Source organism: Paenibacillus sp. MAHUQ-45, assembly GCF_058133325.1.
In genome coordinates, this window is sequence record NZ_JBYUPV010000002.1 from 633,656 (window position 1) to 653,847 (window position 20,192).

Annotated in this window: 21 protein-coding genes; 16 read left to right on the forward strand and 5 right to left on the reverse strand. The window is 47.0% G+C overall.

Features of this window, described 5'->3' with window-relative positions:
• Positions 1-79: 79 nt before the first annotated feature.
• The 3 genes from kduD to kduI are packed head-to-tail and all read right to left on the reverse strand — an operon-like array spanning position 80 to position 2,502.
• A complete protein-coding gene (kduD, locus tag AC3Y23_RS06645) occupies positions 80-835 on the reverse strand; it encodes a 2-dehydro-3-deoxy-D-gluconate 5-dehydrogenase KduD (RefSeq protein ID WP_379196873.1) in 756 nt (251 codons plus the stop codon).
• Positions 836-869: 34 nt separating this feature from the next.
• On the reverse strand, positions 870-1,634 hold the full coding sequence (locus AC3Y23_RS06650) for a DeoR/GlpR family DNA-binding transcription regulator (protein ID WP_379196875.1): 765 nt from the start codon (positions 1,632-1,634) through the stop codon (positions 870-872).
• Positions 1,635-1,668: 34 nt separating this feature from the next.
• Positions 1,669-2,502, reverse strand: coding sequence for a 5-dehydro-4-deoxy-D-glucuronate isomerase (gene kduI, locus AC3Y23_RS06655; RefSeq protein WP_379196877.1), 834 nt, complete (start codon positions 2,500-2,502; stop codon positions 1,669-1,671).
• Between the two features lie 261 nt (positions 2,503-2,763).
• On the opposite strand from kduI, the gene AC3Y23_RS06660 reads away from it, so the two are divergent.
• The 3 genes from AC3Y23_RS06660 to fumC all read left to right on the forward strand — a co-directional run bounded on the left by AC3Y23_RS06660 (position 2,764) and on the right by fumC (position 6,610).
• Positions 2,764-3,417, forward strand: coding sequence for a hypothetical protein (locus AC3Y23_RS06660; protein ID WP_379196879.1), 654 nt, complete (start codon positions 2,764-2,766; stop codon positions 3,415-3,417).
• A 192-nt stretch (positions 3,418-3,609) separates the two neighbouring features.
• Positions 3,610-5,034, forward strand: coding sequence for an aspartate ammonia-lyase (gene aspA, locus AC3Y23_RS06665; protein ID WP_379196881.1), 1,425 nt, complete (start codon positions 3,610-3,612; stop codon positions 5,032-5,034).
• 199 nt (positions 5,035-5,233) lie between these two features.
• Positions 5,234-6,610, forward strand: coding sequence for a class II fumarate hydratase (gene fumC / locus AC3Y23_RS06670; RefSeq protein WP_379196884.1), 1,377 nt, complete (start codon positions 5,234-5,236; stop codon positions 6,608-6,610).
• 86 nt (positions 6,611-6,696) lie between these two features.
• On the opposite strand, the gene AC3Y23_RS06675 is transcribed toward fumC, so the two are convergent.
• Entirely contained in the window at positions 6,697-7,518 is an 822-nt protein-coding gene (locus AC3Y23_RS06675) for a DUF2785 domain-containing protein (protein ID WP_379196886.1), read from the reverse strand.
• 227 nt (positions 7,519-7,745) lie between these two features.
• Between AC3Y23_RS06675 and AC3Y23_RS06680 the strand changes: the two genes are divergently transcribed.
• The 8 genes from AC3Y23_RS06680 to AC3Y23_RS06715 all read left to right on the forward strand — a co-directional run bounded on the left by AC3Y23_RS06680 (position 7,746) and on the right by AC3Y23_RS06715 (position 14,948).
• Positions 7,746-9,011 (forward strand): class I SAM-dependent methyltransferase, encoded by a 1,266-nt coding sequence (locus AC3Y23_RS06680; RefSeq protein WP_379196887.1) that lies wholly within the window; start codon positions 7,746-7,748, stop codon positions 9,009-9,011.
• 4 nt (positions 9,012-9,015) lie between these two features.
• The gene (locus AC3Y23_RS06685) at positions 9,016-11,601 is read left to right on the forward strand and encodes a metallophosphoesterase (RefSeq protein WP_379196889.1); all 2,586 of its coding nucleotides are present in this window, start codon (positions 9,016-9,018) and stop codon (positions 11,599-11,601) included.
• 98 nt (positions 11,602-11,699) lie between these two features.
• Positions 11,700-12,059 carry a hypothetical protein gene (locus tag AC3Y23_RS06690; RefSeq protein WP_379196891.1) on the forward strand — a complete coding sequence of 120 codons (360 nt, stop codon included), beginning with the start codon at positions 11,700-11,702 and terminating at the stop codon, positions 12,057-12,059.
• 69 nt (positions 12,060-12,128) lie between these two features.
• Positions 12,129-12,593, forward strand: a complete 465-nt coding sequence (locus AC3Y23_RS06695; RefSeq protein WP_379196893.1) for a hypothetical protein — start codon at positions 12,129-12,131, stop codon at positions 12,591-12,593.
• Positions 12,594-12,967: 374 nt separating this feature from the next.
• Positions 12,968-13,258 (forward strand): DUF2087 domain-containing protein, encoded by a 291-nt coding sequence (locus AC3Y23_RS06700; RefSeq protein WP_379196895.1) that lies wholly within the window; start codon positions 12,968-12,970, stop codon positions 13,256-13,258.
• Positions 13,259-13,309: 51 nt separating this feature from the next.
• A complete protein-coding gene (locus AC3Y23_RS06705; RefSeq protein ID WP_379197168.1) occupies positions 13,310-13,474 on the forward strand; it encodes a hypothetical protein in 165 nt (54 codons plus the stop codon).
• Positions 13,475-13,762: 288 nt separating this feature from the next.
• Positions 13,763-14,407 (forward strand): bifunctional transcriptional activator/DNA repair enzyme AdaA, encoded by a 645-nt coding sequence (locus AC3Y23_RS06710; protein ID WP_379197156.1) that lies wholly within the window; start codon positions 13,763-13,765, stop codon positions 14,405-14,407.
• Complete coding sequence (locus AC3Y23_RS06715) at positions 14,400-14,948, forward strand: methylated-DNA--[protein]-cysteine S-methyltransferase (protein WP_379196897.1); 549 nt, start codon at positions 14,400-14,402, stop codon at positions 14,946-14,948. The genes AC3Y23_RS06710 and AC3Y23_RS06715 overlap by 8 nt, the downstream gene beginning before the upstream one ends.
• A gap of 129 nt (positions 14,949-15,077) precedes the next feature.
• On the opposite strand, the gene AC3Y23_RS06720 is transcribed toward AC3Y23_RS06715, so the two are convergent.
• Positions 15,078-15,284, reverse strand: a complete 207-nt coding sequence (locus AC3Y23_RS06720; RefSeq protein ID WP_379196899.1) for a hypothetical protein — start codon at positions 15,282-15,284, stop codon at positions 15,078-15,080.
• 260 nt (positions 15,285-15,544) lie between these two features.
• Between AC3Y23_RS06720 and AC3Y23_RS06725 the strand changes: the two genes are divergently transcribed.
• The 5 genes from AC3Y23_RS06725 to AC3Y23_RS06745 all read left to right on the forward strand — a co-directional run bounded on the left by AC3Y23_RS06725 (position 15,545) and on the right by AC3Y23_RS06745 (position 20,156).
• Positions 15,545-15,796 carry a YolD-like family protein gene (locus AC3Y23_RS06725; protein WP_175371861.1) on the forward strand — a complete coding sequence of 84 codons (252 nt, stop codon included), beginning with the start codon at positions 15,545-15,547 and terminating at the stop codon, positions 15,794-15,796.
• A gap of 107 nt (positions 15,797-15,903) precedes the next feature.
• On the forward strand, positions 15,904-16,722 hold the full coding sequence (locus AC3Y23_RS06730) for an SPL family radical SAM protein (protein WP_379196902.1): 819 nt from the start codon (positions 15,904-15,906) through the stop codon (positions 16,720-16,722).
• A 56-nt stretch (positions 16,723-16,778) separates the two neighbouring features.
• The gene (gene ybaK, locus AC3Y23_RS06735) at positions 16,779-17,252 is read left to right on the forward strand and encodes a Cys-tRNA(Pro) deacylase (protein ID WP_379197158.1); all 474 of its coding nucleotides are present in this window, start codon (positions 16,779-16,781) and stop codon (positions 17,250-17,252) included.
• Between the two features lie 196 nt (positions 17,253-17,448).
• A complete protein-coding gene (locus tag AC3Y23_RS06740; protein WP_379196904.1) occupies positions 17,449-18,636 on the forward strand; it encodes a GntR family transcriptional regulator in 1,188 nt (395 codons plus the stop codon).
• A gap of 224 nt (positions 18,637-18,860) precedes the next feature.
• Positions 18,861-20,156: a glycoside hydrolase family 125 protein gene (locus AC3Y23_RS06745; RefSeq protein WP_379197160.1), complete on the forward strand. Its 1,296-nt coding sequence runs from the start codon at positions 18,861-18,863 to the stop codon at positions 20,154-20,156.
• The last annotated feature ends 36 nt before the right edge of the window (positions 20,157-20,192 follow it).

The following is a 20,192-nucleotide window of genomic DNA, read 5'->3' on the forward strand; positions in this document are numbered from 1 at the left end:
GAGAAATAGGAAGCTAATTATCAAAAAAGGGGAGGCCTCTTGCCGCAGATGGCAGAGGGCCTCCCTTTAAGTTGTGCAGCTATCTGGCCAACCAGCCGCCATCTACGGCCAGAACATGGCCGTTCATATAGTCGGAAGCGGCCGAGGCCAGGAAGACAGCCGGACCTTTAATATCGTCCGGTGACCCCCAGCGCCCTGCGGGGATGCGCTCCAGAATGGATTCGGCCCGCTTCTCATCAGCCCGAATTGGCGCGGTATTATCTGTAGCCATGTAGCCGGGGGCGATGGCGTTGATGTTGATGCCATGACCTGCCCATTCATTGGCTAAGGCCTTGGTCAGCCCGGCGACTCCGTGCTTGCTCGCGGTATAGCCGGGAACAGTGATGCCACCCTGGTAGGAGAGCATGGAGCAGATGTTAATGATTTTGCCGGATTTACGTTCCAGGAAGTGACGACCGGCAATTTGCGAGAGCAGAAAGACCGTATGCAAGTTAAGATCGATGACATCGAACCAATCCTGTTCACTGTGCTGCTCCGCGGGTGCCCGGCGGATGATACCGGCATTATTGACGAGGATATCGACATGGCCGGTAAGAGTCAGGGCTTCGTCAAAGACAGCCTGAAGTCCGCTGTGCTGACTGAGATCCGCCTCGATGCCAAGCGTTTTGACACCGTGGGCTGCGGCAGCTTCTAATGTATGGTCGCTGGGATTGAATGAGACCGAGACGATATCTGCGCCTGCTTCGGCTAGGCCAAGCGCGATGCCTTGTCCGAGTCCGCGGGCGCCTCCGGTAACGAGAGCCGTTTTGCCAGACAAGTTGAATAAGGATGACATATGGATTTCACTCCTTTTAAGCCTTTGAAGGTAATTAATGCCTTGCTCCGCACTCCAGGGTTACACCGGCGTTCCAGAACTGTTGCGCGGTCTCCGGCGGGAGGCCACTGTCAGTAAGTATGAGATCTACTTCCTCCAGTGAGGCGAACGTACGGAGTGCAGTGTGGCCGAATTTATGATGGTTAACCACCGCAATTACTTGCCGAGCTGTGGCGACCAGGGCTTGCTTGAATTCGATTAAATCTCCCGTATAGATCGAAAGACCGTGTTCGAGATGAACGGCAGTGGCCGAGAGAAAAGCTTTTTGAATATTAAGCTTCTGCACATAGGCGACGGCTTCGGGACCAGCCAGCATGTTGCGGACACGGTACCCTCCGGGAACGACGAGACGGATGTGCTCCTTGGGAGCCAGTTCGCTGATGATATGTACATCATTGGTGATGACGGTCAGCGGCCGATTGTCCAGTCGCCGGGCGATCTCAAGCGTGGTGCTGCCCCCGTCCAGCGCGATAATATCATCCTCATCGATGTGGGCCAGCGCGATCTGCGCGATCTCGCTTTTCTCTTCGGCGTATTTGTCGAGCGGCTCCCGGGACGGCAGAATGCCGAATTGGTCGCTCTGCGCTAGCACGGCACCGCCGTGCACACGGACAATTAGTCCTTGCTCCTCCAGTCGAGTCAGGTCCTCACGTATCGTTTTACCTGTGACCTGGAGTTTGTCACTCAGTTCATTGACCGTTACATCCTTTTGGTTCAGCAGAACCTCCATAATCATCTCATGCCGTCGTATCGGGTTCATCCTTGTGCCTCAGCTTTCCGTAAATGTAGTGATTCTATTGTAATTCTTTTATGGATACGGGGTCCATATCATCATATCTTTTATTGTCTCCGGCCATGCTCCAGATAAATGTATAATTGCTTGTGCCTACGCCGCTGTGAATCGACCAGCTTGGAGAAATGACTGCTTGCTCGTTGCTCATAACAATATGGCGGGTCTCGTCCGGCTCACCCATGAGATGGAACACTGCTGCATCTTCCGGGAGTCCAAAATAGAAATAGGCTTCCATCCGGCGTGGATGAATATGGGCAGGCATCGTATTCCACATGTTTCCGGGCTTGAGCTCGGTCATGCCCATAACCAGCTGCGCGCTTTGTACGCCATTGGTGTGAATAAAGCGATAAATGGTGCGTTCGTTAGAGTTCTTGATATCCCCGAGCGCGCTGGAATCAGCCTCTGCCAGTGTGGTCTTGGCGGTAGGGTAGGATTGATGCGCTGGAGCTGAGTTCAGATAGAATTTGGCCGGCTGCGTACTATCGTTGCTTTTGAAGCTAACTTCTTTAGAGCCCTGGCCTACGTACAGACATTCTTTCGTACCCAGTTCATAGGAGGTTCCGTCTACGGTCACCGTTCCTGTGCCGCCAACATTAATTACCCCAAGCTCGCGGCGTTCCAGGAAATAGCTAACACCGAGCTCCTTTAGATCTGTTGTCAGTTGTACTTCTTGCGTCACCGGTTGTGCGCCGCCAATGATCATGCGGTCCTCATGGGTCAGCACCAGCTTCAGCTCATCGGGAACGAAGAGGACGGGGATATGGAATTCCTTGCGCAGGCGTTCAGTATCGAACTGTTTGACTTCTTGGGGATGAGATGCGTAACGTCTTTCCATGATGTAATCATTCTCCTTTTTGAATCGAAAATGGTTTATATGTGTTTAAAATACTCCATTTATGTTCATTTATCAAGCGTAAATACTATTTGGGTTCATTTATTCAGCTTTGGAAAATGGGGCAGATGAAGAACTATTGACAATCTTTTGTAGCGTTGTTATTTTTAATGTGTATTATTAAAACAACTTTATAAAGTTACTTTATATATACTTGAGAGATGATTCTAATGAACTCCCATTGTGAAGGAGGTCCAGGAATATATGCTATCAAACAACTGCGACACAAGCGGAGAAGGGCAACCGAGGTGGACGGAAGAGGATTGGCATTGTTGGCGAGAGCAGGGACATTTTCTGTTGCGGAGGGCCGTCCCGAAGTTTTATGTTCTGCGCCTTCTTTCCTTGATGCCCACTGAAGCTGACAGGCAAACGGCCTTGTGGAATAAGGATTTATCAGCAATTCGATCTCATCCATACATGTGGGATATTCTGCTGCGTTACAGGGTGTATGAAGCTTTTGCCGGACTATGGGAGCAGCCTGAATTATGGTTGGATCTCGAAGGGCTGAGAATTCGGGGGAGACAGGCGCAGATATCTTCAGTGCAGAGCCCCGAGGTAGAGGGCTGTATTTCTTTGAAGTCCCAGCAAGTAGAGTTCCATTATGCTGATCACTCTGGAAGAAGGCTTACAGTAGCTTTGGAGATGGGGGATTTGCTGATCTATGCCAGTGATAAGCTGGTTTTAGATAGTCAGACTGCGGATCTGCTGCCAGTGACCATGGTTCCAGTGAACATGATTCCATTGCAAGATCATGATGACGATTGCAGGAGCGGGCGGATTCTGTTCTGCAAAGAGATTGACCAGGCAGGGCAACACGGAAGGGTGGTTCTGAACGAACGGGGTGAACGATTGCTGTGATGGCCCCCTCTTTTTCTCCAATGTGAAATTTTTCATTGCGGTTTTCCAGTTTTCATAATTTTTATTGAATATAGATGGAGACAATTCTTTAAATTAAGGGTATTATCCTAGTAGGCAATAGGGAAATATAGGATGAACTATTGTCTTGGACTATGGCCTATACAATAAAGAAACAATGCGGAGGTATGAACGGTGTCAGAGACTGAATTTCGCGTGGAAAAAGACTTTCTGGGTAGTAAACAGGTAGAAAAGCACGCCTATTACGGTATTCAGACGCTACGTGCGGTCGAGAATTTTCCGATTACCGGCTATCGGGTGCATGGTGAATTAATCAAAGCGATGGGGATCGTGAAGAAAGCCGCTGCACTGGCCAATATGGAAGTGGGCAGACTGTACAAAGGACTCGGAGAAGTGATTGTACAAGCAGCAGGTGAAATCATTGAGGGTAGGTGGCATGACCAATTTATTGTGGACCCTATTCAGGGCGGTGCGGGTACTTCGCTGAACATGAATGCCAACGAAGTAATCGCTAACCGTGCACTGGAGCTACTAGGCAAGGAGAAGGGCGATTATCTGCAGCTCAGCCCGAACTCTCATGTTAACATGGCCCAGTCTACGAATGACGCTTTCCCTACAGCGATACATATTGCCACACTGTCACTGTTGGAGCAACTGCTGTCCACCATGCGGAGTATGCATGAGGTATTTTTGCAGAAAGCCCAAGAGTTCGATCCGGTGATTAAAATGGGCCGGACACATCTCCAGGATGCTGTACCGATTCGGCTTGGCCAGGAATTCGAAGCCTATAGCAGAGTACTGGAACGCGACATCAAGCGCATCGAACATTCTCGGCATCATTTATACGAAGTGAACATGGGTGCAACAGCGGTAGGCACCGGGCTGAATGCCGATCCTGATTATATTGTGCAGGTTGTCCGCCATTTGGCAGAGATCAGCGGCTTCCCGCTGGTGACCGCAGACCATCTAGTGGATGCTACCCAGAATACAGATGCTTACACTGAAGTGTCAGCGACACTGAAGGTTTGTATGATGAACATGTCCAAAATCGCCAATGATCTGCGGCTGATGGCCTCTGGTCCACGTTCCGGATTCAATGAAATCTCGCTTCCGGCCCGTCAGCCAGGTTCTTCGATCATGCCAGGCAAGGTCAATCCGGTTATGGCAGAGGTCATCAATCAGGTGGCTTTCCAGGTTATTGGAAACGATCACACGATCTGTCTGGCATCTCAAGCAGGACAACTGGAGCTGAACGTGATGGAGCCGGTATTGGTCTTCAACCTGATCCAGTCGATCAGCATTATGAACAACTCGTTCCGGGTCTTCACAGATTATTGTCTGGCCGGAATTGAAGCGAACAAAGAAAAGCTGGCACAGGAAGTGGAACGCAGTGTCGGCATAATCACCGCCGTCAATCCACACCTGGGTTATGAGGTTGTCTCCCGAATTGCCCGTGAGGCCATCCTGACCGGAGAATCTGTACGAGAGCTATGCCTGAAATACAATGTACTGACCGAGGAAGAACTGAACATGATCCTCGATCCTTATGAAATGACCCATCCGGGAATTGCGGGAGCATCGCTGCTGCATAGAGAATAGTTTTTGTCGAAAAGCGAAAGTATGAACAGTAGCGCAGCAGAATCTTTAAGCGGCGAATGTTCTCCTTTCGCTTTTCGCGTTGTGGAGGATTAAATACGGAGCAGCATCGCCATGTTCTTGTCTATGACGGACTCGGCTTACACGACGGTGTGGAATGCCGCTTATGGACGGATTTCAAATCTAAAAATGAGGTGATGACATGGATTATCGTACAGAAAGAGATACGCTTGGAGAAGTGCAGGTGCCGGCAGATAAATACTGGGGTGCCCAGACCCAGCGTAGTCTAGAGAATTTCAAAATTGGCAGCGAAAAAATGCCCCGCGCCCTGATCTATGCGCTAGCGCTGATCAAGAAGGCGGCGGCACAGGCCAACGCGGAGCTAGGCGTGTTGGACACCACCAAATCGCAAGCGATTGTACAGGCGGCGGACGAGATTCTGGCCGGTGACTTTGATGAGCATTTTCCACTTGCAGTGTGGCAGACGGGCAGCGGCACCCAGACCAATATGAATGTTAATGAGGTCATCGCTCGCCGGGGAAATGAAATTCTGAAGGCCAGTGGGGCCTCGGCTGTAATTCATCCCAATGATGATGTGAACAAAAGCCAAAGCTCCAACGATACTTTCCCTACCGCAATGCATATTGCCGCATATCTTGCCGTAGAGCGGCAGGTGCTGCCTGCGATCCGGCAGCTTAAGGTTACACTGGCCGGGAAAGCGGAATCGTTCAAAGACCTTATTAAGATTGGGCGCACTCATCTGCAGGATGCGACCCCGATCACCCTCGGTCAGGAAATCAGAGCCTGGACGGCCATGCTTGAGAAGTGCGAGCAGTTCATTGAGGCCAGTTCGAAGTCGCTGCTAGAGCTGGCGATCGGCGGAACGGCTGTGGGCACAGGCATCAACGCCCATCCGCAGTTTGGTGCCAGGACAGCGGCAGTGATTGCCGCAGAGCTGTCCGGCGAATTCACTTCCGCCGCCAACAAGTTCCATGCGCTGACGAGCCATGATCAACTCGTGTATGTGCATGGCGCATTGAAGGCGTTGTCCGGCGATCTGATGAAGATCGCCAACGATGTTCGCTGGCTGGCGAGCGGCCCGCGCAGCGGCATTGGCGAGATCAGCATACCGGAGAATGAGCCGGGCAGCTCCATCATGCCGGGCAAGGTCAACCCGACGCAGAGCGAAGCGATGACGATGGTGGTGTGTCAGGTGTTCGGCAATGATGTGACCATCGGCATGGCTGCCAGCCAGGGTAATTTTCAGCTGAATGTGTTCAAACCGGTCATCATTCACAGCTTTCTGCAATCGTGCCAGCTTCTCGCCGATACGATGATTTCATTTGACGAGCATTGTGCGCAAGGGATTGAACCCAATGTGAACACGATTGAACGGAATCTGCATCATTCTCTGATGCTGGTCACTGCACTGAATCCCCATATCGGCTATGAGAATGCAGCCAAGATCGCCAAGCTGGCCCATAAAGAAGGGCTTACCCTTAAGGAAGCCGCCGTACGCCTAAATCTGCTGACTGCAGAGCAATTTGACAGCATGGTCAAGCCGGAGGATATGATTTAACGTAGCTTACTTAATCAGACCTGTGAATAAGCAAATCAAGATTACTGCGAAAAGTGAGGGTGCTGTTTCCCTCGCTTTTTTCTTAATTAGGAATAGTATACTTGCTCTACATTATATAGTGTACGCTCGATAATTGGACAGAGATCGGCATCTGCTTTGTGAGATTTAACTCGAAAGTATAAACTTTCCAAAAAGTTCTTTATATTATTTTTTTGCTTAGAGGTAGAAAGAAATTCCGAGTTGTTCTTCACATCACCAAAACGTTGAATCCATTGCTCAACATCAGTCTGACTAAGCAATTTTCTATTTAAAATACTAATAATGGAATTTACCATTCTCTTATCTTCCCCATCAGAGTAAATCCGATCGGTTATGGTCATCTTGTCGTAAACCAAATCGAGGATGGTTAGGAGGTCATTTTTATCCAGTTCAGAACACTGAGCCAGATCGTCTAAAGCATCTGCTGCATGGGCCATGGCATGAGCCCAGCCTTTTTCTTGGTCATACCCTCGGTAATCCCGCTCTTCTTGTACATTGTAAAATACTTTCTCTTTTATCTGATGAATTTGCTCTCTTGAGAGAAATGGTGATTCTCTATGCCGTATGAGGAAGAGCGGTATGACAAGCATAGAGAAAGATCGAGTAAAAACAGAGTCTGTATATGTTTCACCAAGCTTAAACAGCAAATGGTTGTTATCCAAAACAATGGGGAGAATTTGTTCTAGTTCGTTTGCAGTTAAAGCATTACTAGGGATCCAATGTGATAGGGTTATATAAATTAGGTCATCACGTAGCTCAGCATCCAAAGCACCGATGTTATGTAACATTTCTTGTACCAACTGGAACGTATCGGGAGGTGCTTGGTAACCATTTTCTTTTATTAGCATCAACTTTTGTTTTAAGTTCATTTTACACACTCCGTATAGAAATTTTCCCAAACGACTTATAAGAGTTTTTACTGATTATGTGGCCTCATTCTTACCCTCTCTTTTCTTAATTATAAGGCACAGATGTTAATAGGTGGAATGCTGTGCTTTTTTTGTGCTCGTAATACTTTTACCATGTTCAGGAACAAGCGATTGCGCGAAAATAAACCACAAGAGAAGCTGAAATTGTAAGTGAGGGGATGATAGAAATGGCGATCCTCCAGGTGAGGTCCACAAATCCGCAGTTTTCATTTTTGATCAAAAAGAATCCCGGTTCCGGTATGATGATTCGCCCTATTCGTAAAGGCATAGCCTATGGATGGTATACCGATGCTCAGACGTATAACGTGTATTTTAAAGATGCGGATAATGAAATTTCCTATAAGCAGCATGAGCAGGAGAACTTCGAGTATTTGAATGTGTCGCGGTACAATACGCCGTTGTTTCCACTGAATGCAATGAACGAATTTTTCTCAGCGCCGCTAAGGGTACAGGATGAGCGAGATGTTGAAGGGTATGAGCAGACCTTGTTCATCAATATGATTCATATTGAATTGGTGCGGTATATTGATTTTTTTGAAAAGCATTTGCCGGACTTCACGTTCGAAATGAGTCATCTGGCGCTCAAAAGTTATTCCTTAACGGTGAAAACGAGCAAAAGCCTCTACCAGCTCCTGCATGTTGCGGGTGTACTGTGTCTGTTCCTCTCGGCCTTCGGCAATGAGTACATCGATATTTCGGACAGTGTTCTTGATAAATATATCAAGAGCGTGAATGTCATGGACGCGCCGTTTTATATCCGCAGCCTGTTCGTGCGCAATTTTCTATCGTCGAAGGTCCGGTTCCACAAGTACAAGGGTGAGTTGGAAAAAACAGATCGTTATGATATCCAATTCGCCTACGGGGGAACGGCACTACAACGAAGAATGCATATTGGAAGTGTCTTGGCCTTCGATAAGTCGATTGTAGATATTGGCTGCGGGGAAGGGTTCTATGCCATTCCTTTTGCAGGAAAGCTGGAGGCAAGCTACTATGCGATTGATATTGACGAAGAGCGTCTGGAGACGGTGAAGCGTAAAGCAATGGCCAAGAATATCGACAATATTGTCCTCACAAGCTCCATTGATCAGTTCCTGGAAAGCTATAACGGGGAGCTGGTAGATGTGATTTTAACGGAAGTGATTGAACATATGAGTCTGGATGAGGCTGCTGAGTTAATCCGGCAAATCTGCACGTCTATTGATTTTGACCAACTCATTATTACGACGCCTAATGCGGACTTTAACCGCTATTATGAACTAAGCCATTTCCGTCATGACGATCATAAGTGGGAACTTGGGGAACAAGCTTTTCAGCAATGGATGATTCATGTGATAAAAGATACCGGTGTGTATGCCGAGTTTGCAGCTATAGGCGATCGTGTGAATGAAATCCAAACTACACAAGGCGTTATTCTCAAGAGAAAGGGGGCCTAATGCAATGCTTATTCAGACAAAACTTCATACGATCTTTATGTTAATCGGTTCTACGGAATGCGGTAAAACGACTTTTGCCAAGGAAGTGCTGATTCCCGCGCTGCAGTTTGAAGATCACAGTCGTGCCGTGCGGTCCAATGTCCAGTATCTATCTTCAGACCAGATCCGCCAGGAGATCCTCGGCTATGATTATGATAAATACGATCAGGTCATGCTGGAATCCAGTGAGCAAGCTTTTCGGCTGTTATTTGAAAGACTGAAGCTGGTCACGTCCTTTCCGATCAATGCGGAGTTTGTGGTGGTCGATACCACGGGCTTGTCAGAGAATTTTCGAGCGAAGGTCAAGGAGATTGCCCGAGAGAACAACTACAATCTGGAAGCCATTGTCTTCGATTATCGGAAACGCGATGACTATTATGCATCAGAACGTTCCAAGAAGCTGATTACGAGCCATATTAACCGGCTGAAGACGGAAGTGCTGGGGTCATTGGCGCGAGAAGACTATACGAAGGTTCATCGAGTGCGGGCTAAGGATTTTTATGTCCCGGAAGAAGGGAAAGCCAATTCAGAATACAGTATCGCCATAGAAGATTTGGAAACGTATCTATCCAGTGTATTGCCGCAAGACCAGCAGTATATCGTCGTTGGTGATGTTCACGAATGCGTGGAAGACTTGCAGGGGCTGCTGCTTGATTACGGATATAAGATTGAAGCTGGTAAGTTGATTGCCGGAGAGAGGCTGAAGCGAACCAAGGTGATTCTGGCCGGGGATTGGATTGATAAAGGGAAGCGGACGAGGGAGATCATTCAATTTCTGTATGATAATCGGGAGCACTTGGTTCTTGTGCTGGGGAACCATGAGAACTTCGTAGATAAGTATTTGCGTGGTGAAGTGAAAGGTGTGGATCAGGAGCTGCTTCATTACTATTTTGACTCTACCCAGACGCTGCTGCAAGATCCGGAATTGCTGGAGAAATTTGAGTGTCTGGTAGGTATGTCGAAACCGTTTTACCGGTATGTAGGCGTTAATGGACCCTCTTATTATGTCACCCACGCGCCGTGCCGGAACAAATACATTGGCAAGTTGGATACAATTTCGGCTCGTCACCAGCGGAATTTCCGGTTGGACCGGGAAGGGTCGGTGGAAGAGCAGCTTTCTTTTTTACGGGAGGAAGCGGTTAAAAATCATCCGTTTCATATCTTCGGGCATATTGCGGCGAAGCAAGCTTTTCGAATCTATAATAAAATTCATATCGATACCGGCAGCGTCCATGGCAACCAGCTTACGGCTGTTACTATTGGGTACAAACCATTTATGCGATCTCACCGATCGAGCAGAGCGGTCATTCCGGAAGAACTGCCAATGCTGTTCCAGGAACCTAGGAAGGTTTCACTTCAAGATCTAGGGGAGGAAGAGGGGCGCCGTCTTCGTTACGCTACTCGCCATAAAGTGAACTTTATCTCGGGCACGATGTCCCCGTCAGATAAGGATGAGGAGACGCAAGAACTGGAATCGTTAAAACAGGGCTTGGCGCATTTTCAGAAGCGTGGTGTTCAACAGGTGGTACTGCAGCCGAAATACATGGGCTCAAGATGCAATATTTATCTGCACAAGGATAGGGAACAGTGCTTTGCTATTAGCCGTAACGGCTACAGAATCAAGGGAGTAGATTTGTCGGAGATTTATGCCGGGTTGTACGACAAGTTCCGTAGTTACATGGAGGAACATAAGATTGCAATGCTGATTTTGGACGGGGAGCTTCTGCCATGGAAAGCACTCGGGGAAGGGCTGATCGAACGTCAGTTTAAGCCGATTGAGACGGCGCTTGGAACAGAACTGGCCTTTTTGCAGGAAAATAGTTTTGAAGCGGCGTATCACGGGCTTGTCGCTGCTTATGAAGCAAGTGGCTTTGAGCAGGATCAGCATCGTACCGCCAAATCTGCTTTGAGTGAGAAATATGGGGCAAGTATGTATCAGACCTACAAGTATATTCACGATATAAAGGCGAGCTATGTGCCGTTAACCGATCATCAGAATGCATATGATGTCTACAAGCGGCAGCTGGAGTTATACGCTGGGGACGAAGTCATGGAGTATAAGCCTTTTGCTATCTTGAAAATCGTCTACGAAGATGGACGTGAGCAGCAGCCGGATTGGAAGACATCTGAGATGTACAGCTTTCTGTCGGATGACGAAGCGATTGTATTAGATCTTGCAGAACAAGATAGTTTGGAAAAGGCAGAGCAATATTTCTCCAAGCTTACGTTTGAGCTAGGTATGGAGGGCATTGTGATCAAGCCGGAGACATGGGATGGAAGCACGGTGCCTTATATGAAGGTACGTAACCCGGAGTACTTGTCCATCATCTACGGCTATGACTATAAGTTCCCGCATAAGTACCGGAAGCTCTTGAAGCAGAAGAATATTGCCCGTAAGCTGCGTACTTCCTATAATGAGTATAAACTGGGAAGAGATCTGCTGGCGATCCCGTTTGATGAGATCAGCCCTGAGCATGAAGGATACAAAGAGATTGCTGCGAATTTGCTGTTTGAAGTGGCTAAGGAGCGGGAGATTGACCCGCGATTGTAATCATAACTAATAATGACGAAATTACCCTGTTTAGGGATGAGAACAAGAATGATTTTTTAGGCTATTTTGATCTCTCAACCGAGGCTGGTCTTCTGGGAGTGCAAAATGAGCTTGATCTGTCGGATGAAGGTAATAAAGAGTTTTACGATGAAATTAATCAGTTCATTCAAGGTGATCATACCATAGCTTATAGTTATATTTATCCAAGGGACGAGGAGGATCTGACAGATCAAGTGGATCACTTCGCTCCAACTAATCACAAGGGGCATAAGCCGGTTTATATCTATATGTGGTCAAAATTATCAAAGCACTGGGATGTTTCCGAGATCGAGAAAAGCGTCAAAATCCTCGCTAAATATTTTTTGCGTATGGAAATACAGGAGATAGTGTGGCTCGAAGTTCCGACTTACGAAGAAGCTCAGATCTCATATGAGCAGGATTACGCCCTTTATATCTAAAGTAAGTAAAAGATTACGCAAAAGTAAACCTCAAACATGTAAGGCTTACTTCCGAAATGAGGAATTGACTTGCTAAACAGTATCGAAGTTAGAAAAATGAAAAGTCTATACTGCGAAGACGAACACTTTTGTATCGTAATTGATAATATTCCACTAGATATTTTACTGCACACAATCTACCCAGAAGATGAGTTTCAAGGGTTGATTCCCACTATATTAGATTGGGTAGATGAACCTAGAGAGCGGTCATTTTTATTGAGTCGTTATCATTCAGTGCAACAGGTTGAGATGCTCCCTATATTGATGTGTCCGGATGATTGTGACTTATGGTGTACATTAATCATTGCCGAAGTAGTGAGAATGGATGATTCGACAGTAAAATGGAATAGGATTGGTCGTGACCGAAGTACAAGAAAAGACATGATCGATAGTTATGAATGCATAGGAACAAGTGTTGAATGGCTTGGAAAAATACCGAGTATGAGGTTCAACCAATCAGAGTATTATGCTCAATTAAATAAGCTATTAGGATGATATCGAATGGCGTGCCAAAAGGCACGTCATTTTAATTGTTATTCATAATTTTGCACCAAAATTGAACCCTCTCATTTATATGATCAAGTCAGACACAATGTAAATGAATTTCTACTGCATCTTCATCATCAGGCGATCATCACTGAACGGTGGAGAGAATGTACCATATAAGCGTTAAACGGCGATAGACTGAGGCGGTTGATCCTTATATTCGGATTTTGAAATAAGGTCATGTACGGCCTTGAGATGTGCCACTCGAAAAAAGGGGGGTTACTCCAAATGGGGATTGTTGACAAGAGAATGATATTTAATTAATATCTAATTAGATTATTATCTAATTTTTAGTATACAATCTCAATAAAGGAGCATTCCACATGAGCGTTCAAGATCAAGCATTTAAAGCGTCCATTATCCGCAACTTCTCCACAGCCGATGGACGGTTACAGAGCATTCCTGTACAGCGCAAGAAGAAGCTTATTATCCTGGAGTACCTGATTTCCAAGCTGGAGCCGGGACGTCCATATCCCGAGAAGGAAATAAATATGTTTATCAAAGGCTTTCATGATGATTTTGCCACGATCCGCAGAGAATTTATTGTGCACGGATTCATGACCCGGGAGAATGAAGTCTATATGTTAGCCCCGCAGGAAGACTGGGCGACATAGGGAGAATTAGGCGCGGGCTGTTATAGTAACGCAAGGTTAATAGGGGACTTCATGAGTGTAGAGAAGAGGGGCGGCTGGAACATGCCGTTCTTCGGCTTCATTATGGTTGTTGCACTCGATGTCGATTACAGCATCTTCCCGATGCCCCGTTACCGTGAGAACCCATCAAACAGGGCGCAAGCGATTGTGGAAGCCTCCAGGCACATCGGCAGTTAGGCGGTAAGCAAGCGGAGGAATAAGAGCTAGGTTATATGTGAGGTGTCCGAGTAGTCATTTTCATGACTATGGGGGCACCTCTTTTTTGGTCCGGGAGGAGTTTCACTATCTTGCTATTGTATTCCAAAATGCGTACAGACAGGTCTGGATAGGGGTATACTGTCAATAGAGGTGAGTGGAATGAAGAGCGGCATCAATAGCAGAACTGAGGGTAAAGTGAAGAGCAAGACTGAGAGAAGGACCGAGAATGAGAGGTTGAGCAAAGCTGTGAGCGGAACCATGCGTAAAATGGAGAGCCCAGCCGATAGCGGGACCGAGCACAAAATAGATGAGACATTGACGGATGAGAAATGGCAAGCTATTTTGGACAATAACTCCGCATGCGATGGCACTTTTTTCTATGCTGTGCGGACTACAGGTATCTTTTGTCGTCCATCCTGCAAATCCAAGGCCCCGAAGCGTGAAAATGTTGCTGTCTTCTCAGTAGCAGGGCAGGCACTGGCTGCCGGGTTCCGCCCCTGCAAACGCTGTAAGCCCACCGGGGAACGACTGCCGGATGCTGAATGGGTTGAACTTATGATCCGATACATGGATAATCACCTTGCTGAACCTGTAACGCTTGGGCATCTGGCCGAGGTCTGCCATGGCAGTCCCTATCATCTGCACCGGACTTTCAAAAAGGTCACCGGTATCACCCCGGTGGATTATCTCCACCAGCAGAGGGTAGCTAAGGCCAAGCAATATCTGCTTCATACAGAGCAAGGGGTGGCCGAGATTGGCCAGAGCGTAGGTCTTCCCAACACCTCTTATTTTATAACCCTGTTTAAGAGAAAAACGGGCTACACGCCCTCTCAATTCCGCCAGCTTTACCGGGCACAAACGCAAGCTACGGAAGAGTATACATCTACTAAGGAGGCACTTAAATATGAATAAAGAGACTGGTCCAGTTATCTACTGGACGTTGCTGGATTATAAAGAATGGCATTTTTATATCGCTGCCACAGAGAAGGGACTTTGTTATATCGGGTCGCAGGGGAAGTCATTCAGTGAGACGAGCATCTGGGCTGCACGCCGGTTTCCGGGCAGTCCGCTCATAGAAGATGAGGCTCGGCTACTGCCATATCTAGCTGAACTGAAAGAATACCTGGATGGGGAACGTCAAGACCTTATCTCTCCAGCGGATCTGATAGGCACCCCCTTTCAGCTTGAAGTATGGCGCGCGCTTCGTGAAATTCCATATGGCAGCACATGGTCCTATTCGGATATTGCAGAGCGTATCGGCCGTCCGTCCGCAGTGCGCGCAGTGGGGACAGCGATTGGAGCCAACCCGGTCCTGATCACAGTTCCGTGCCACCGGGTGATCGGCAAGAATGGAAGTTTGACTGGGTTCCGGGGCGGTTTGGAGATGAAGAAACGGCTATTAGAGTTGGAACAGGGAAAGGTTATTGCGAGGGAAGGGCTTTTGCAATTTTGAGCAGCAGAAGCAAGGAGTGCTGGAAGTCTCAAAGAGCATGTGAGGAGACAGATAGCTTGATCATTTGGGTTTGACATGAGCTTTTAATATTCAGGGAGACTTGATTATGAAGTTGAGTCCAATTAATTATTATTTCTTTTTAAAGTATTTAAATATTAAGTTTATTGCGTAAAGAACTATTAGTATTATAAGTAAAGTGTTTGTAGTGTTTAACGATTCTCTTAAAAGATATATTTGATCTTGAACTTCTTTCAAACCTCTATATGACTTATCGCCCACTTCTCCTAAGTTGCTAATTAATTGGTTAATATACTGTGTAAGTTCAGTCAAGTCCATATAAATTACCTCCAAGTATGTATCTATTGCATAGTTATTTATAAGTTATAACAATAATTGGATTATTACTAAACAAATGTAGCTATATATGTAATAATATAATTGAAAGTTGTTAATTACTTTTAAATTCCATTTTATGTGATGGCTTTGAGCCGCAGGCACCAAGGTTGACGGGAGCGTGCCAAGGCTTTAACCTATATAATAGTAGTTTTTATACGGGATAACATATGGAAATAAACTTAACTTATTGGAGGAACAGTGTGGCAAAAGCAAAGGTAGCAAAACGGCCAACGAGGGACGAGTTCGTGCTGGAGGAGCTTGGTAATCAGTTGGCTGAAGCCAAGATGGAAGAGTCTGAAATTCTTTTGACCGTATGGGGGCAGGAAGAACAGGTTCGTGGTGTTATTGTAGACATGGACCCTCGAACGGGTAAGGTGCATCTCAGTTATCATGAGACGCTTATAAAAGTGCCTTTTATGGATATCATGCAAGTCAATTATCCCAGGGACTAATACTCATGACAAGAACCCCAATTTAGCGATTGGGGTTCTTTACTGCTAAGGGAGATCTTTCTCGTGTGGAATCATCATATATAACTTTAAACGGAGAGGTGATTAGAATGGCTACGGAGTATTTATACAAACAGCCGAAAACGCTGCTGAATAAAGGAACAGGTTTTCTGTCGGGTTATAGCCATTCCCTGAATCCATACACGGGTTGCTCTTTCGCTTGCTCGTACTGTTATGTGCGCCAAATGCCAGTCTCGATCTTCCGCAAGGAAGAGTGGGGCACCTGGGTGGATATCAAGCAGGGAGCGGCGGAGCTTTTACGCAAGGAACTGGTTAGAGCAAAGGTGAAGGGACCGGTGACCATATTCATGTCCTCAAGTACAGATCCTTATCAGCCGGTTGAATACAAAGAAGAAGTCACTCGGTCGTTACTGGAGGTCATGGTGCAGGAACAACCGGACTTTCTGCTACTGCAGACGCGGAGTCCCTTGGTGCGGCGAGATATAGATTTGCTAAAAAAACTGGGTGATCGAGTTAGAGTAAGCATGACGGTAGAGACTGATCTGGACGAGATCCGCAAGCATTTTTCCCCTGCTGCTCCGCCAATTACCGCCCGACTCAAGACATTGGAACTGCTTAAGGAGGCAGGAATTCCCGCGCAAGCCGCAATTGCTCCGGTACTGCCGAGCAGCCCAGCGTTTCCAGAGATTTTGAAGAAACTGGTGGGCCGAGTCTGTGTGGACGATTATTTCATGGGGGACGGCAGTGGAGGGAAACGTACGCGGAAGCTGGGAATATCTTCGTTATACAAAGAGCATGAGATAGAAGAATGGTATACCCCCTCTGCGTGGCGTATCGTATATGACCGGATGAAGGCAGTCTTTGCCGAAGAGCAGGTGTTGTTGAGCCAGCAAGGTTTTGCGCCTTGATGACTAACCACTGCTGGAGGTATGATGGAAGGTAATTGAATGAAAGGTTGATGATGATGCAAGCGGGCAAAACCAATGCAATGCGCATTCTGGATGCGAAGAAGATTCCATACAATATATTTTCTTACGACCATGAGGATGGGCAAATCCATGGGACTGCGGTCGCCGATAAAATAGGCCAGCCTGCGGAGCAGGTCTTTAAGACGCTCGTATCGCATAGTGGTGCTAATATTTATGTGTTCGTAATCCCTGTGGGCGAAGAGCTGGATTTGAAGAAGGCGGCCAAAGCTGCTGGGGAGAAAAAGATCGAAATGCTGCCAATGAAGGATTTGCTGAAGTGGACTGGCTATATCCGCGGTGGCTGCTCCCCGGTAGGCATGAAGAAGCTATACCCGACGTATATTGATCAGAGTGCAGCGCACCTTGAGATGATGGCTGTCAGTGCGGGAAGAGTTGGCACACAGATGGGGCTTGCTCCGCAACAGCTTGCGGATACTGTGTCTGCCATTTTTACGGAGCTGATTAAATAGTACTAGCTGTACATGAAGTGGACATCTGCAAGATGTCAGGAGTGATTCCTCTTTATCGTTGTTCAGCACAGAATGAATCTGCGAGTGTTCTCCTCCATCTGTCAAGTGTTCGTGAAGAGTGATCGACAAACATAATATATCATGATATATTATTATGTATTAGATGAAATAATGAAAGTCAGGAGAACCGATGGCCATGAGTGAGACAACTTCTTCCAAGCCGATGTATGAGAAAATCTTTGACGAAGTGAAGCAGGACATCGTTACCCAAGTTTACAAGCTTGGTGAGCGCGTTCCCTCCGAGAAAGAGCTGGCTGAAGCCTATAACGTAAGCCGTATTACAAGTAAAAAAGCCCTGGAGCTGTTGGCAGCTGAGCGGTTGATTGTACGCAAGCCGGGCAGGGGCTCTTTTGTAGCAGATCCTGTACATGACTACATAGAAGAGGAAGCGCCTTCAGTAGAGCATCCTGACGAGTCCTCTGCCAAATTTGCGGATCAAGAACAGAAGACGATTGGCCTGATTATTACCGATTTTGGCAACAGTTATGGTACAGGGCTGATCTATGGCATGGAACAGGCTTCACGCGACAAGGACTGTTTTCTGGTGCTGAGAAGAACCTTTGGCATCCCTGAGAATGAGGAACAGTCGATTCAGAAGCTGCTGGGTCTCGGGGTAGACGGACTGATTGTGTTCCCGGCCCAAGGTGAATACTTCAATGCGGAGATTCTGAAGCTGGTGATCGATCGTTTTCCACTGGTTCTTATCGACCGTCATTTGAAGGGTGTGGCTGCGGCATCCATAAGCTCTGACAACCTGAAGGCTGCGCTTCAAGGCACAGAGTATCTATTTGATCTTGGGCATACGCATATTTCCTTTCTATCTCCACCGCCAGTGGATACGACCGCAGTGGAGGACCGGATTGAAGGGTTTATCCAGGCGCATGCGCAGCGCGGAATCATGGTTGACAAAGAGCTATGGGTCAGTGATCTGACCTCAACGCTGCCAAACTCCTTTAATGATGAGAATATTGAACGCGATATTTCACGCCTGGTCTCTCATTTGCAAAGCCACCCTACTATTACAGCGTTGTTCGCCATCGAATACAACATTGCTCTACTAGCCAAAACAGCGGTGGAACGGCTTGGGCTACGCATCCCTGAGGATATTTCTATTATTTGCTTCGACAGTCCGCCGACCCATTTGGGTGGGGGGTATTCCTTTACCCACATGCGGCAGAATGAAGAAGAGATGGGGCGGATTGCTGTTGAAAATGTGCTCAGTATCATGAATGGACGCAGTGTCCCGAACAAAATCATGCTGGACGCCCAGTTAATTACCGGTGAATCCACCGGTCCTGCCCGAGAAGATACAGGTACGGTCTAGCACCACAGTAGTCAATTCAATACGCCCGTTCGGGCTGTGATAACCAAAGAACTCTATCAGTTTATGATAGGGTTCTTTGGTTTTTTTGTACCTCTTTTTGTTCTGAACACCACCAATATAATATATCATTATCACAATAAAACATATTGACATATAATTAGTATACTAATATACTAATTTATGAAATCGCTTTATATTAAAGTATCGATAGGGAGGTTATTAAGCTGAGCTCAAACAAACAAATTCCACAGGCCATAGAAGAACTTATAGCCACCGTACATGAGAAGCTGGGGAATCGCCCCAGACTGGCAGGGATGTTTGAGAAGTGTCTACTTAACACATGGAATACGACGATCAAGCGTAAGCCCGATGGCACCACTTTTGTCATTACTGGGGATATCCCAGCCATGTGGCTGCGCGATTCGGCGGCTCAAGTCAGACCTTATCTGATCCTTGCTTCCAAGGATAAAGACATCGCAGATATGATCGAAGGGTTGGTCGAACGGCAATTCTCCTATATCCAGCTTGATCCGTATGCCAATGCTTTTAATGAAACTGCTGCTGGACACGGCCATCAAGACGATCTAACAGAGATGAACCCCTGGATATGGGAGCGGAAATACGAGATTGACTCCTTATGTTATCCGATTCAATTAAGTTATCTGTTATGGAAGAATACAGGACGAACTTCGCAGTTCAACCCGAATTTTGTAGCAGGGGTGTGGCGGATACTGGAACTGTGGAGCAGGGAACAGAATCATGAAAGCGATTCCGCTTATCGGTTCCAGCGGTTGAATTGCCCACCGACGGACACACTGGTACGTGATGGCCGAGGAAGTAACACTGCTTATACAGGGATGACCTGGTCAGGTTTTCGCCCCAGTGATGATGCCTGTGAATACGGTTATTTGGTACCGGCCAATATGTTCGCAGTAGTAGCTCTACGGTATGTGGAGGAGATTGCCCATGAGGTGCTGGGTGATGCTGATCTGGAGACAGCTGCATCCAAGCTTAAGAAGCAGATCGATGAGGGGATTCAACAACATGGGATTGTTCAGCATCCGGAATTCGGCAACGTGTATGTCTATGAAGCAGATGGCTTGGGAAATGTGAATCTCATGGATGATGCCAACGTGCCTAGCTTGTTGTCTATTCCTTATCTGGGCTATGCGGAAGCAAATGATCCCGTCTACCTCAACACCCGCAAGCTGATCTTAAGTAAGGCGAATCCTTATTATTATGAAGGCAGTGCCGCAGCTGGAATTGGTAGTCCGCATACCCCAGAGCGATATATTTGGCATATTGCATTAGCGATTCAGGGGATGACAGCGACAAGCCTTGAAGAACAGCAGGGGCTGCTGGATTTGTTGGAGCGAACCGATGCTGGAACCGGCTTTATGCATGAAGGGTTTCATGTGGATGATCCCGGCCAATTTACGAGACCGTGGTTCTCTTGGGCTAACATGATGTTCTGCGAGTTTTTGTTAATGACCTACGACATATCTGTTAACAGAAGCTGAGGAGACAGGGGAATCCTGTAACCTTGCCGTTACACA

Bases quoted from the DNA above. Each gene is read 5' to 3' on its own strand.
- kduD (WP_379196873.1), bottom strand. From the start codon at position 835: ATGTCATCCTTATTCAACTTGTCTGGCAAAACGGCTCTCGTTACCGGA.
- fumC (WP_379196884.1), top strand. From the start codon at position 5,234: ATGGATTATCGTACAGAAAGAGATACGCTTGGAGAAGTGCAGGTGCCG.
- AC3Y23_RS06675 (WP_379196886.1), bottom strand. From the start codon at position 7,518: ATGAACTTAAAACAAAAGTTGATGCTAATAAAAGAAAATGGTTACCAA.
- AC3Y23_RS06720 (WP_379196899.1), bottom strand. From the start codon at position 15,284: ATGGACTTGACTGAACTTACACAGTATATTAACCAATTAATTAGCAAC.
- AC3Y23_RS06740 (WP_379196904.1), top strand. From the start codon at position 17,449: ATGAGTGAGACAACTTCTTCCAAGCCGATGTATGAGAAAATCTTTGAC.
- AC3Y23_RS06700 (WP_379196895.1), top strand. From the start codon at position 12,968: ATGAGCGTTCAAGATCAAGCATTTAAAGCGTCCATTATCCGCAACTTC.
- AC3Y23_RS06715 (WP_379196897.1), top strand. From the start codon at position 14,400: ATGAATAAAGAGACTGGTCCAGTTATCTACTGGACGTTGCTGGATTAT.
- ybaK (WP_379197158.1), top strand. From the start codon at position 16,779: ATGCAAGCGGGCAAAACCAATGCAATGCGCATTCTGGATGCGAAGAAG.
- kduI (WP_379196877.1), bottom strand. From the start codon at position 2,502: ATGGAAAGACGTTACGCATCTCATCCCCAAGAAGTCAAACAGTTCGAT.
- AC3Y23_RS06705 (WP_379197168.1), top strand. From the start codon at position 13,310: ATGAGTGTAGAGAAGAGGGGCGGCTGGAACATGCCGTTCTTCGGCTTC.
- AC3Y23_RS06650 (WP_379196875.1), bottom strand. From the start codon at position 1,634: ATGAACCCGATACGACGGCATGAGATGATTATGGAGGTTCTGCTGAAC.
- AC3Y23_RS06730 (WP_379196902.1), top strand. From the start codon at position 15,904: ATGGCTACGGAGTATTTATACAAACAGCCGAAAACGCTGCTGAATAAA.
- AC3Y23_RS06680 (WP_379196887.1), top strand. From the start codon at position 7,746: ATGGCGATCCTCCAGGTGAGGTCCACAAATCCGCAGTTTTCATTTTTG.
- AC3Y23_RS06685 (WP_379196889.1), top strand. From the start codon at position 9,016: ATGCTTATTCAGACAAAACTTCATACGATCTTTATGTTAATCGGTTCT.
- AC3Y23_RS06710 (WP_379197156.1), top strand. From the start codon at position 13,763: ATGGAGAGCCCAGCCGATAGCGGGACCGAGCACAAAATAGATGAGACA.
- AC3Y23_RS06660 (WP_379196879.1), top strand. From the start codon at position 2,764: ATGCTATCAAACAACTGCGACACAAGCGGAGAAGGGCAACCGAGGTGG.